Origin of the sequence: Aliiroseovarius pelagivivens, assembly GCF_900302485.1 — a bacterium.
Lineage (GTDB): Bacteria > Pseudomonadota > Alphaproteobacteria > Rhodobacterales > Rhodobacteraceae > Aliiroseovarius > Aliiroseovarius pelagivivens.
This window is the reverse complement of sequence record NZ_OMOI01000001.1, coordinates 383610-395840: the sequence shown is the minus strand read 5'-3', so window position 1 is coordinate 395840 and position 12231 is coordinate 383610. Positions and strand designations below refer to the sequence as shown.

Below are 12231 nucleotides of genomic sequence, written 5' to 3'. Positions count from 1 at the left end.
CTATGATTTTTGACAATCTGATAAGTATTATCTATCATATTGCTATGCATATCTTTGACGACCTCGACCGCGAGCTGATTGCCATCCTACGAGAAGACGGACGCGCACCGATCTCGAAACTGGCCACGATCCTTGGCGTCTCGCGCGCCACAGTACAGTCCCGGCTGGACCGGCTTCAGGACAGTGGTGCCGTGCTTGGGTTCACCATCCGTGCCCGCGAGGATCACGGACCAGACGGGGTGCACGCCATCATGATGATCGAGGTTTCGGGCCGGTCGACCACGGCCGTGATCAAACGTCTGCGCGGCCTGCCCCAGCTGCGATCGCTGCATTCCACAAATGGCAAATGGGATCTGGTCGCACAGCTGACCGCAGACAGCCTGACGGATTTTGACCGCGTCCTGCGCGAGGTGCGTGTGGTCGAGGGGATCACCAATAGCGAAACCAGCATTCTTCTCAGCACCGTTTGATCTTGACCCGCAAGCACACAGATCACATATGCAAATTACAGAATATTAATGGAGCCCGTCATGTCCAATGCCCTGAAAGTGACCTGCCTGGAATGCAGTGCCGTGAATCGCGTACCGAAAGACAAATTGTCGGCGGGGCCAAAATGCGGGACCTGCGGATCCAAGCTGAATGACGGCAAGGTACGTCAACTGGATCCAGCCACACTGGCCAAAGCCCAGCGCAATGACGATACCCCGCTTCTGGTGGATTTCTGGGCACCGTGGTGCGGGCCTTGCCGGATGATGGCCCCTGCTTTCGAACAGGCTGCACGTTCGATTGCACCGCATGCCCGCTTTGCCAAGATCAACACGGAAGACCATCCCAATGTCTCGCGCAAGTTTGGCATTCGCGGCATTCCGGCGTTGATCCTGTTTCAGAATGGCAAAGAAGTTGCCCGCCAAGCAGGCGCCATTCCCGCCCCCGCCATCGAAAAATTTGTGCGGTCGAAGGCGCGTCTGTAACCCGCTATTTGCCCAGGTGCGCCAAAACCGCTTCAGCGGCCAGACGTGCGCCCAATGCATTGAAATGTGAATCCGCTGCATATGCGGATCTGGGCGATTTCTGGGCCTCGATCAACGGCACCAGATCGACAAAATCTAACCCTGCCTGATCTGCTGCGTTCCGCACTCGATTGCGCAACTCATCATAGACCGAGGCACTGGGCAACAGGCCCACGAAACGGTCCACCTGTGGGATATAGACCAGCGTCAGCTTGCCTTCCCACTGATCCACCGTTGAACGGGCTGCGTGCAGAATCTGTAGGTATTCCGGTTTCTCCACTGTGGCCTTGGGATAGTGAATTCCCATCACCAATGCCGATTGCTGGAGGGCAAAAAAGTTGCGGCGCCACGATCTGCGGCCCAGAAACCCTTCAAGCGATTGGCTTTGTTCGCCCCACCAACCGTCCAAGATCTGGTTGATGGCGTCGGGACTGTTCACGGCGCTGGCCACAGGCCCCACAGGCTTCGACGGATCCAGCGCGTCGGTTAGAAAAGGAAACGTCAGCTCTTTCTTGATATTCTGCCAATCATTTCCTTCGAAGAAAAAGATGACGGTGTGTTCAGGACGTAGCTTCATGCCCCAACGGCGCAGCACAGCAAGTTCGTAGAGCGGCCCAGCCCCGCGCGTCCCAGTGTTCACCATGGCAGGTTCTTCGGCGCGGATTTGGCTGGCAATGTCCTCGCCCTCGGGAAGGCAAATGCCTTCAGTGAAGGAATCGCCCAGAAGCAACAGTTCGACCGGCGCGTCATGCACGTCGTCCGGGTTCCTCAACCCATAACGATCCGCGACATAGGAAACCGGCTGCCCGTCCCGTGTGCACAACAGCACCTCTTTCCCTGGGATGGCACCCATCTGCATCTCGGCCAGGCTGGGCACGCCCAGATCACGGTTCAGCGCCTTCAGCGTGTAGGTCGGCGGAAGGGTCTGCTGATAGCGTTCATACGAGGTGTCTTCGCCTTGGATAAACCCAGCAAGCCCAATCGACCCCTGAATGGACCGCCATGTCAGAAAAGCCTCGAATGCAAACAGCGCAACCAAGGTTGAAAAAGCATAGATCCCAATCAGAAGTCTCCGGTCGCTTTTTACAAAAAGCGCAACCAGCAGAAAAATCAGTCCAATGGCGCCCGGTGCAATCACATAGCGCATCACTCGCGCCGTCCCCACCGCATAGCTTGACGCGTTCATCAGGGCGTAGCCTGCGGTCGCCAGAAAATACCCTGCGACCATGATGCACAGAACTGATCCAATCCGCGTAATCATATCAAGACACCTTTTCCTTCACACCTGCGCATCCTCAATCCAGCTCGTATTTCGATGTGTAGTCCTCTTTCAGCGCGGGATCCTGAACGGGCTTTCGCAGGATCACATTGCCGATGGCCAACACATCCATCTCGGTCCCCATGAAGCAGCGAAACGCATCCTCGGGCGTACAAACAATCGGCTCGCCCCGCACATTGAACGAGGTATTCACCACGACCGGGCACCCGGTTAGCTGTTTGAACCGCGAAATCAACTGGTGATAGAGCGGGTTGGTCTCGGCATGAACCGTCTGAACGCGTGCCGAGTAATCCACGTGCGTGACCGCTGGAATCTCGGACCGCGGGACGTTCAGCTTGTCGATCCCAAAGAGCGCCTCTTCCTCGGCGCTCATGGGTTTTTTGTGCTCTTCAGCCACATCCGCGACGATCAGCATATAGGGGCTGTCGTCCTCTAGCTGGAACCAGTCACTGACATCTTCACGCAAAACGGATGGGGCGAAGGGTCGGAAGCTTTCGCGGTATTTCACCTTTAGGTTCAGGGTTTTCTGCATCTCGGACGACCTTGGATCGCCAAGGATCGACCGCCCACCCAAGGCACGCGGCCCGAACTCCATCCGTCCCTGAAACCATCCAACAGCCTTTCCATTGGCAATGGCAGCGGCGGTTTCTGCGATCATCTCGTCTTGGGACATTTTGGTATAGACCGCGCCCAGCTTGTCCAATTCGGCACAGATCTGGTCCGTGTCGTAGGACGGTCCAAGATAGGACCCCTTCATCCGATCCCCTTCATGGGACAGGCTGGGCTCGCCAAGTTCCTGATGCCACGCGGCCAGAGCCGTTCCGACAGCCCCGCCGGCGTCCCCTGCGGCGGGTTGAACCCACAGCCGCTTGAATGCGCCGTCACGCAGGATCTTGCCGTTTGCCACGCAGTTCAGCGCGACACCGCCCGCCATGCACAGGTTGTCGATCCCGTATTCCTTCGCCGCCGCACGGGTCATGCGCAGGACAATTTCTTCCGTGACCGCTTGGATCGAGGCCGCGATGTCCATGTGGAACTGCGTCAGCTGGTCGGTTTCTGGCGCACGATGGGGTTCGCCAAACACCTTGGCAAAGGCGTTGTTGGTCATCGTCAGACCGGCGGTATAGTTGAAATAGGTCTGGTCCAGCTTGAACGACCCATCCTCTTTCACATCCACCAGCGTCTCGAGGATCAGATCCTTGTACTGCGGCACGCCATAAGGCGCCAATCCCATCACCTTGTATTCGCCCGAGTTCACCTTGAACCCGGCGTAGTGGGTGAAGGCCGAGTACAGCAGGCCCAAGGAATGCGGAAAATGGATTTCCTTCAGGATCTCCAGTTCGCTTCCGCGTCCGATGCCCAAAGTTGTCGTCGCCCATTCGCCCACGCCATCAATGGTCAACACCACCGCTTCGTCAAACGGAGACGGATAGTACGCGCTGGCTGCGTGGCTGATATGGTGCTCGGAAAACAAAAGCTGTGACATGTCGAAATCAGGTGACAGTTTTTGCAGCTCTTTCACCAAGAAGCGGCGCAAAAACAGCTTTTCCTTCAGCCAGATTGGCATCGCAACGCGGAACGAGGCAAACCCCCTTGGGGCGGTCGCCACATAGGTTTCCAACAGCCGTTCGAACTTCAAGAAAGGCTTGTCGTAGAACGCCACGTGATCGACGTCGGACAGGCTGATGCCCGCCTCGTCCAACACGTACCGTATCGCGCTTTCGGGAAACCGCGCGTCGTGTTTTTGTCGTGTAAACCGCTCTTCCTGCGCCGCCGCCAAAATGTCGCCATCACGGATCAGGGCCGCAGCACTGTCGTGATAAAGCCCCGAGATGCCAAGGATATACGTCATGCTACTCCTAGAACAGAGGATACAGGAACGGTGCAATCGCCGAGCCTTGGCTCAGCACGATCAAGCCCCCGAAGATCACAAGGATCAGAAAAACCGGCGCCAGCCAAAACTTCTTTCTGGCCCGCAAGAACGACCAAAGCTCTCCTAAAAATGACATTGTTTCCCCTCCACCCATTGAAACAATCTGCGTTAATACTGCCGGGACATACTCTCCGGTTTGGTTGTCCGAGGCTTCCAATATGTCTGTGCCGAACGATCGAGCTGCCGCTCCAAGGGATCAGTGCCCTTCAGCCGGAAAACCAACGCGATCGGTACGAAAGCAATCACAAAGACCAGAAACATCACCACCGGCGAGATGATCGAATGCAGCAGAAGGCCGAATCTGAACCACAACTTGTTCAGCGGATTCAGAAGCGCGGGGCGGACAAACGCCAACGCAAAAAAGCCAACAGCCAGCAACGCGGTGATCGGCCAATAAGACCCACCTCGGATCAGCAAATACAAGGTGATTAGCCCGGTGGCTCCCCCAAAGACCAAGCCAAAGCTCTTATCGGACCCCATGGTCACGTTTGTTTTCGAAATATGTTCAGACATAAAAAATTGCCTCGTAATCTGGATCGAGCGTAAACCATTTCTTTGAAATAGCAAAATCCCACTCGAAGATGTGTTTTACCCGCCTCTCGCACCTAAAGTCAGAGTATTTTAGTCAACTACTTTACCTCACCTTCATGACCTCCTAGAACGTCTGCGAAATAGGAGCGGATTCGATGCGCGTTGCGGCATTCCTTGTGGCATTGACGATAACAGCCGGCACACCCACTTTGGCGGATGATCTTGGCCCCTGGGGCGAGCCGCACCTGACCCTAACACCCCGCACCGAAGCCGAACGTGTGCGCATCCAGACCGTCCTTGCACCGCCCAGCGATTTCTCGGTCCCAAACACGTTCGAGCCCCGTAGCGCCGGGGCGGCCACGCAGATAGACCCACAAACGCGCGCACTGTTTTCCACGCCATTCCCCAACCTTCCCGCAGATCAAAAGCTGGATTTCGCATTGGGCGAGGCCTTGTTCGAGAAGTTCTGGGTGCAGGCTCCGGCCTCGACGATTTCTTCAGATGGACTTGGACCGCTCTATAACACGCGCGCCTGTTCGGCCTGTCATGTGCAAGACGGTCGGGGCATGGTGGTCGGCCCGGATGAGCACACCGGCTTGGTGCTTCGACTGTCCATCCCCGGAGATGGGATGCAGCCCGAACCGAACTATGGGTTCCAATTGCAAGACCGCGCGATCTCGGGCCATCAGGCCGAGGGGAAGCTAGGCATCACCTATAAGGACAGGCCTGTCACGCTTGGCGATGGGGCTATCATCACCCTCCGCGCCCCGCGGTATTCGGTTCAGGACGGCACCCAAGGCGATCTGGCAGAGGGTACTATGACTTCACCACGGATCGCGCCGCAGATGATTGGACTGGGTCTGTTGGAAGCCATCCCAGAGGCTGACATTCTGGCGCTGGCCGACCCCAACGATGTGGATGGTGATGGAATCTCGGGCCGCCCCAATGTGGTCTGGTCGCGCGAGTTCGACCGCCCCATGCTGGGCCGTTTCGGCCACAAGGCAGGCAACCCGACCCTGCGCCAGCAATCTGCCGACGCGGCAAACGGGGATATCGGCCTGTCCTCGACCCTCTTCCCGGCCCATTGGGGCGACTGCACGAAGGCGCAAACCGATTGCCGCGATGAACGCCACGGCGGGACCGAGGCTCAGGACAGGGTTGAACTGGGTGACAAAGCACTCGACCTGCTGACCACCTATGTCGCCGCACTGGCCCCGCCCGCCCGCCACAACGCGAACGAGCCACAGGTTCTGCACGGCAAGGAACTGTTCCACCATTCAGGCTGCACCGCCTGCCATACGCCCGCCTTTGTCACCCATCGCCTGCCCAGCGATCCTGCACGCTCGTTCCAACTGATCTGGCCCTATAGCGACATGTTGTTGCACGACATGGGGGAGGATCTGGCGGATCAGCGCCCCGAGTGGCAAGCTTCGGGACAAGAGTGGCGCACGCCGCCTTTGTGGGGCATCGGCCTGACTGCCGAGGTTAGCGGCCAGACCAGTTTTCTTCACGACGGGCGCGCCCGCACATTACTTGAAGCCATCTTGTGGCATGGCGGAGAAGCCTTCAGCGCACGCGAAACCGTGCGCAGGATGGATGCGCCCGATCGTGCCGCGTTGATTACATTTCTGGAGTCACTCTGATGCGTCTATTCTCATTTGTTGCCAGCTGCTTGCTGCCTGCTCACATTCTAACCGCACAGACTGCACATCCCGTGGATCATTCCGAAATTTCGGACCGCGTTCTGGCCGTGATCGAAAACCAGTTCAGTGCATTTCGGAATGAAAGCGCCACACTTGCGCAGACTGCGACGGATCTTTGTGACGGCGGTGCCCGCGACCCGGTGCTCGATGCGCTGGAAGCGACTTGGCTGGCTTGGGCGCCGCTGGACGCCTATCAGTTTGGCCCCATCGAACAACAGGCGGCAGCCCTGACTGTGAACTTCTTCCCTGACAAGAAGAATTTCACGGGGCGCGCCCTGTACCAGCACCTGAAACGGCCCGAGGCGGAACAGGGTGACCCGGCCGTCGTCGCAAGCTCGTCCGCCGCTTTGCAGGGGCTGCCGGCCATCGAGCGTCTGTTGTTTGAAGACCTACCCACGTGCCCGTCACTTGTCGGCATCACCGGAAATCTGGCCCATATATCTCAAAGCCTCTATGACGGCTGGTTCGCGGCAGACGGCTGGGCTGATCTGGTGCGTGGGGCGGGACCAGACAATCCGGTTTATCTGTCGGGCGGCGAATTTACCAAACAGGCCCTTACGGCGATTGATTTTTCGATCCTGCGGCTGAATGACCACCGCCTTGGACGCCCGCTTGGCACGTATGCGCGCGCCTTTCCGAAACGGGCTGAGGCATGGCGTTCCGGGCTAACCAACCAGATCATGATTGCGCAGCTCGAGGGTATAATTGTCCTCATTGATCATGGCTTTGCCGAAGCAATCTCAGAACCCGCGCGCGTTGAAGCGGTCAAAACCCTTAAGGAACTGCAAGCCCGGATTGACGCCATTGGGGCACCTCTGGCCGTGGCCGTCGAGGACCCTCTGATGCGCGTTCGGATCGAAGGCATCATGTCCAAACTCGACTATCTGAAAACGCATGTGGACGAGGAGTTTAGCCCGAATCTGGGCGTTCAATCCGGTTTCAGCGCAGGCGACGGGGACTGATCCGATGCAACGCCGCGATTTCTTTGGCAAAGTGTTGGCCGGGCTTAGCACAGCCACCCTGCCCCTTCCGGTTTGGGCCGACGCGGGCGCACCGGATTTTGTGACCGCTGGGAACAAACCAGACAACTCGACATGGCTTGTGGGGCTGAGTGTTGCGGCGGACGTACGCTTTCAGATCCCGATCCCCGGACGCGGTCACGCCGCGGCTCTGCACCCCACCCGGCCCGAAGCCGTGGCGTTTGCCCGCCGCCCGGGACGGTTTGCCGTCATCATTGATTGCACCACTGGCTCCGAGATCGCCCGTTTGGACAGTCCCGACGGGCGGCATTTCTATGGCCACGGGGCTTTTTCACCTGATGGTGCTCTGCTGTTCACCACGGAAAACGACTATGACGCACCGGCGGGTGTATTGGGCATCTGGGACGCCGCCGATGGATATAAGCGCATCGGAGAGATCACATCCGGCGGCATCGGCCCGCATGAGGTTCTAACCCTGCAGGACGGAGGGCTGGTCGTCGCAAATGGCGGCATTCAAACCCATCCCGACATGGGTCGCGCCAAACTGAACCTGCCGACCATGCAAACCAATCTGACCTATCTGGACACACACGGCGCGATCACCGAGCAGGTCGCGCTGACGGGTGGCATGCACCAGAATTCAATCCGTCACATCGCGCTGGATCATCGGGGCAACGTGGTCGCCGCATTGCAATGGCAAGGGTCGCCCACCCGCCAAGTGCCGCTGGTCCTGCGCCACGCGCGAGGCACAGCCCCAAGCTTCCTGCCTCATCCGGACGCGCAGCACCTGAAGCACTATGCCGGGTCCATCGCCACTTGCATCGAAAGCGGAGAGATTGCCGTGACCGGCCCCAAAGGCAGTCACGTGCTGTTTTTCAACGCCGATGGAACGCCAAACGGATCTGCCCGTCATGGGACCGCAGCCGGCGTCGCGCGATCCCCATCCGGAGGGCTGATGATCACCCGCGACGGTGGGCTTTTGCATCGCAAAAACGGGATTGAAAAGCTGATCCCCGTCGCCGGTGACTGGTCATGGGACAATCATCTGGTTCCCATCTCGTCCACCTGATCGACACCGTGCATCGGATACGGGTGGTTACGAAACCATCCTCTTTCCCCTTATGCGACTTCGGCTCTCACGCCATTCTGACCGCAACTTTTACAAGGAGAACGACATGTCCCTTTTGCAACTTCTTCAACAAGCTCAGAACGGTCAGGGCCTGTCGGCTTTGGCCGAAAAGGTCGGTTTGGACCAAGCCCAAGCCGGTGACCTGACGAACCTATTGGCCCCCGTGATCGGAAAAGCTGCCAAACAGCAGGCCGAAAGCGGTGGGCTGGAATCCATTTTGGGCGCGCTGAAAGGCGAAGCGCAGGCCGGAATGTTTGACGACGCGGCTCAGGCCGCCAGCCCAGAAGGCGCAGCACAAGGCGCAAGTTTTCTGAACGGCCTGTTGGGCGACAACGGCACCAACGCGCTGGCTGAACAAGCGGCTGAGCGCACCGGGATCGACATGAGCCAAATCATGGCCTTCCTTCCCGCACTTGGCGCCATGGCCCAAGGCGGTCTGCAAAAGCAGGTTCCCGACGCGTCCATTGACGCGCTGCAAGCGGTGCAGTCGCAAGGCGCTGGCGGCGGGCTGATGGGTCTTGTCGGCGGCCTTCTGGGCGGCGGAAAAGAGGGCGGGCCGGATTTGTCGGCGCTGACCTCGCTTCTGGATGCGGATGGTGATGGGTCCGTGGTGGACGACATCATGGCAAAGCTGACGAAGTAAAGCAGCTGGGGCACCGATCTGCCCCAAATGCTTAGTCCAAAAACTCCCAACTGTCCGCCCCGTCAAAGTGGCGGACAGTCAGCGCGTTCATCACCTCAAGCGGTGCCATGCGCAGGTTGACCGCAAACCGGTCTTGGTCCGCATTTTCCCCCGGCCCCCAGTGGGTGATGCAACCACATGTCTTGCAGGCGTGGAAATCGATCATGTGATCGCCCCAACTATAGATCTTGGTGTGATCCTGCCCGGTCAGGATCGCGCCTTCATTCGGCGGGCAATGGGCCCACAGCGCGCCATAGCGGCGGCACATCGAACAATTGCAGGACACCACAAATTTTGGTTGGCTCACTTCAAACGTGACAGCACCGCAGTGACACGCGCCTTGAATTTTCTCTGACATATGGGACCTCCGGCCCCGACACTTGCACAAAGAAAAAGGCCCCGCAATCGCGAGGCCTTTCCAAGTGTTCCGAACTGATCAGCCGTTCACGCGGATCGTTTCGTTTTTCGGATCATAGGGGCTGTCCACGGTGACCTCAGCGTCATAAAGCGCGCCCATGATTTTGACCTTCAGCTTTGTACCCGGCACAGTAAGCTCCGGCGGCAGATAGCCCATGCCGATCGACTTCTCGAACGCGACCGAGTAGCCACCCGAGGTCAGACGACCCACTTTCTTGCCATCCAAGAACAGCGCCTCGCGGCCCCACGGGTCGGCATCATCCGGACCGTCGATCAGAAGCGTGCAGCATTTCGAGCGCACACCGGTTGCCACCATGGCGTCCTTACCGTGGAAATCTTTCTCAAGATCGATAAAGCGCGGCAGATCGGCCTCGGCTGGGGTCGCGTCGCGGCCCAGCTCGGTGCCAAATGCACGATAGGATTTCTCCTGACGCAGCCAGTTTTGCGCACGGGCGCCAACCAGCTTCATGCCGTGCTTTTCGCCAGCGTTTACCAGCAGATCCCACAGATAGTTTTGCATCTCAATCGGGTGGTGAAGTTCCCAACCCAGCTCGCCGGTATAGGCCACACGGATCGCGTTGACCGGGCACATGCCCAGTTCGATCTGCTTGGCCGACAGCCACGGGAACGCTTTGTTGGTCAGCGCGTTTTCCGGGTCTGCATCAACGATGATCTCTTTCAGAACATCACGCGATTTCGGGCCTGCGATGGCGAAGACGCCCCACTGAGTGGTCACGTCCTGGATCTCGATATAGCCGAACTCGTCCATCTTGTCCTCGGCCGCCTTACTCAGGAAGTCGGCGTCATACTCGGTCCATGCACCGGCAGAGACGAGGTAGTAGTTGTTCTCGCCATTGCGCACGATGGTGTATTCGGTGCGGGTGGTGCCTGCGGAAGTCAGCGCATAGGTCAGATTGATCCGACCAACGCGCGGCAGTTTGTTACAGGTGAACCAGTCAAGGAACTGGGTCGCACCGGGGCCTTTGACGACGTGCTTGGTGAACGCGGTTGCGTCGATCAGGCCAACGCCTTCACGCACAGCTTTCGCTTCATCCACGGCATATTGCCACCAACCACCGCGACGGAACGAGCGGGTCTGTTCGTCAAAGTTCGAGGGCGCATCAAGCGGGCCGTAGTAGTTCGGACGTTCCCAACCGTTGACCCAGCCGAACTGTGCGCCTTTTTCTTTCTGGCGATCAAAGGCAGGCGATGTGCGCAGCGGGCGTGCCGCAGGGCGCTCTTCGTCCGGGTGGTGCAGGATATAGACGTGCTCGTAGCACTCTTCGTTCTTGCGCGCGGCGAACTCGGTGGTCATCCAGTTCGACGAGTAACGCTTGGGGTCCAGCGATGCCATGTCGATTTCGGCTTCGCCATCGACCATCATCTGAGCAAGGTAATAGCCGGTGCCGCCAGCGGCGGTGATCCCGAAGCTAAAGCCTTCTGCCAGCCACATGTTGCGCAGGCCGGGGGCCGGGCCAACCAGCGGGTTACCGTCTGGGGTATAGCAGATCGGGCCGTTGAAATCGTCTTTCAGGCCGCTTTCGGCACAGGACGGCACGCGCTCGGCCATCGCCATGTACTGATCCGCGATGCGGTCCAGATCCAGCGGGAACAGGTCGGCGCGGAAGCTGTCCGGTACGCCGTGTTCAAAGCGGGCCGGTGCGCCGCGTTCGTAGATGCCAAGGATCCAGCCGCCACGCTCTTCACGGGCGTAGCTCTCGTTGTCGGCGTCGCGCACAACGGGGTGCTCGGGGTTGCCAGCTTCGCGCCATTTGACCAGCTCGGGGTCTTTATCCATGACGATGAAGGTGTGCTCGACCGGAATGGCGGGCATCTTGATGCCCAGCATCTTGGCGGTGCGCTGTGCGTGGTTGCCCGAGGCAGTCACGACGTGTTCGGCGGTGATCACCACCTTCTCGTCGCTCTCGATCAGGTTGCCGCCTTTTTCCACCATCTTGGTGCAGGTGACTTCCCAGTGGGTACCGGTCCAGTGGAAGTCGTCCGCCTGCATTTTACGCACGATCTCAACGCCGCGCTGACGGGCGCCTTTGGCCATCGCCTGCGTTACGTCTGCCGGGTTAATATAGCCGTCTTCGGTGTGATAGAGCGCGCCCTTCAGGTCCGAGGTTTCAATCAGAGGCCAACGCTCTTTGATCTGATCCGGGGACAGGAATTCGTAGTTGATGCCGACGGTATCTGCGGTCGAGGCGTACAGCTGGTATTCGTCCATACGCTCGTCGGTCTGCGCCATGCGCAGATTGCCCACAACGGCGAAGCCCGCGTTCAGACCGGTTTCGGCCTCAAGCTCTTTGTAGAACTTGACCGAGTAGTCGTGGATGTGGGTCGTCGCGTAGGACATGTTGAACAGCGGCAGAAGACCGGCAGCATGCCAGGTCGAGCCCGAGGTCAGCTCGTCACGCTCGATCAGCATCACATCATCCCAGCCAGCTTTGGCCAGGTGATAGGCGATCGACGTACCGACGGCACCACCGCCGACGACAAGCGCTTTTACATTGGTTTTCATGGGGCGACTCCCTTGGGAAAAATCTGTTGCATCATAGATGCCG

The 12231-nt window shown here is 58.8% G+C and carries 12 protein-coding genes; 6 read left to right on the top strand and 6 right to left on the bottom strand.

All coding sequences use genetic code 11. The annotated features are described in order from the left end of the window. The first annotated feature begins 44 nt into the window (after window positions 1-44). Window positions 45-470 carry an Lrp/AsnC family transcriptional regulator gene (locus ALP8811_RS01945; protein WP_108857383.1) on the top strand — a complete coding sequence of 142 codons (426 nt, stop codon included), beginning with the start codon at window positions 45-47 and terminating at the stop codon, window positions 468-470. A gap of 60 nt (window positions 471-530) precedes the next feature. Further along, window positions 531-971 carry a thioredoxin TrxC gene (gene trxC / locus ALP8811_RS01940; RefSeq protein ID WP_108855511.1) on the top strand — a complete coding sequence of 147 codons (441 nt, stop codon included), beginning with the start codon at window positions 531-533 and terminating at the stop codon, window positions 969-971. A 4-nt stretch (window positions 972-975) separates the two neighbouring features. Here trxC and ALP8811_RS01935 read toward each other — a convergent pair whose 3' ends face one another. The 4 genes from ALP8811_RS01935 to ALP8811_RS01925 are packed head-to-tail and all read right to left on the bottom strand — an operon-like array spanning window position 976 to window position 4735. Continuing rightward, window positions 976-2271, bottom strand: a complete 1296-nt coding sequence (locus ALP8811_RS01935) for a GDSL-type esterase/lipase family protein (RefSeq protein ID WP_108855510.1) — start codon at window positions 2269-2271, stop codon at window positions 976-978. A 34-nt stretch (window positions 2272-2305) separates the two neighbouring features. Continuing rightward, the gene (locus ALP8811_RS01930; RefSeq protein ID WP_108855509.1) at window positions 2306-4141 is read right to left on the bottom strand and encodes a carbamoyltransferase family protein; all 1836 of its coding nucleotides are present in this window, start codon (window positions 4139-4141) and stop codon (window positions 2306-2308) included. Window positions 4142-4148: 7 nt separating this feature from the next. Beyond that, complete coding sequence (locus ALP8811_RS16285; protein WP_181363670.1) at window positions 4149-4298, bottom strand: DUF5989 family protein; 150 nt, start codon at window positions 4296-4298, stop codon at window positions 4149-4151. 32 nt (window positions 4299-4330) lie between these two features. Beyond that, entirely contained in the window at window positions 4331-4735 is a 405-nt protein-coding gene (locus tag ALP8811_RS01925; RefSeq protein WP_108855508.1) for an SxtJ family membrane protein, read from the bottom strand. Window positions 4736-4908: 173 nt separating this feature from the next. Here ALP8811_RS01925 and ALP8811_RS01920 point away from each other — a divergent pair, with 173 nt between their 5' ends. From ALP8811_RS01920 to ALP8811_RS01905, 4 genes are all read left to right on the top strand, one after another. Next, complete coding sequence (locus tag ALP8811_RS01920) at window positions 4909-6396, top strand: di-heme oxidoreductase family protein (protein ID WP_108855507.1); 1488 nt, start codon at window positions 4909-4911, stop codon at window positions 6394-6396. Then, on the top strand, window positions 6396-7418 hold the full coding sequence (locus tag ALP8811_RS01915; RefSeq protein ID WP_108855506.1) for an imelysin family protein: 1023 nt from the start codon (window positions 6396-6398) through the stop codon (window positions 7416-7418). The genes ALP8811_RS01920 and ALP8811_RS01915 overlap by 1 nt, the downstream gene beginning before the upstream one ends. A gap of 4 nt (window positions 7419-7422) precedes the next feature. Beyond that, complete coding sequence (locus ALP8811_RS01910; RefSeq protein ID WP_181363669.1) at window positions 7423-8505, top strand: DUF1513 domain-containing protein; 1083 nt, start codon at window positions 7423-7425, stop codon at window positions 8503-8505. A gap of 106 nt (window positions 8506-8611) precedes the next feature. After that, the gene (locus ALP8811_RS01905; protein ID WP_108855504.1) at window positions 8612-9208 is read left to right on the top strand and encodes a DUF937 domain-containing protein; all 597 of its coding nucleotides are present in this window, start codon (window positions 8612-8614) and stop codon (window positions 9206-9208) included. A gap of 31 nt (window positions 9209-9239) precedes the next feature. Here ALP8811_RS01905 and ALP8811_RS01900 read toward each other — a convergent pair whose 3' ends face one another. After that, window positions 9240-9605, bottom strand: coding sequence for a GFA family protein (locus ALP8811_RS01900; RefSeq protein WP_108855503.1), 366 nt, complete (start codon window positions 9603-9605; stop codon window positions 9240-9242). 78 nt (window positions 9606-9683) lie between these two features. Beyond that, a complete protein-coding gene (locus ALP8811_RS01895) occupies window positions 9684-12188 on the bottom strand; it encodes a GcvT family protein (RefSeq protein WP_108855502.1) in 2505 nt (834 codons plus the stop codon). Window positions 12189-12231 lie beyond the last annotated feature (43 nt).

Coding starts and splice junctions, on each gene's coding strand:
- ALP8811_RS01915 (WP_108855506.1), top strand. CDS start 6,396: ATGCGTCTATTCTCATTTGTTGCCAGCTGCTTGCTGCCTGCTCACATT.
- ALP8811_RS16285 (WP_181363670.1), bottom strand. CDS start 4,298: ATGTCATTTTTAGGAGAGCTTTGGTCGTTCTTGCGGGCCAGAAAGAAG.
- ALP8811_RS01930 (WP_108855509.1), bottom strand. CDS start 4,141: ATGACGTATATCCTTGGCATCTCGGGGCTTTATCACGACAGTGCTGCG.
- trxC (WP_108855511.1), top strand. CDS start 531: ATGTCCAATGCCCTGAAAGTGACCTGCCTGGAATGCAGTGCCGTGAAT.
- ALP8811_RS01905 (WP_108855504.1), top strand. CDS start 8,612: ATGTCCCTTTTGCAACTTCTTCAACAAGCTCAGAACGGTCAGGGCCTG.
- ALP8811_RS01910 (WP_181363669.1), top strand. CDS start 7,423: ATGCAACGCCGCGATTTCTTTGGCAAAGTGTTGGCCGGGCTTAGCACA.
- ALP8811_RS01935 (WP_108855510.1), bottom strand. CDS start 2,271: ATGATTACGCGGATTGGATCAGTTCTGTGCATCATGGTCGCAGGGTAT.
- ALP8811_RS01895 (WP_108855502.1), bottom strand. CDS start 12,188: ATGAAAACCAATGTAAAAGCGCTTGTCGTCGGCGGTGGTGCCGTCGGT.
- ALP8811_RS01925 (WP_108855508.1), bottom strand. CDS start 4,735: ATGTCTGAACATATTTCGAAAACAAACGTGACCATGGGGTCCGATAAG.
- ALP8811_RS01920 (WP_108855507.1), top strand. CDS start 4,909: ATGCGCGTTGCGGCATTCCTTGTGGCATTGACGATAACAGCCGGCACA.
- ALP8811_RS01945 (WP_108857383.1), top strand. CDS start 45: ATGCATATCTTTGACGACCTCGACCGCGAGCTGATTGCCATCCTACGA.
- ALP8811_RS01900 (WP_108855503.1), bottom strand. CDS start 9,605: ATGTCAGAGAAAATTCAAGGCGCGTGTCACTGCGGTGCTGTCACGTTT.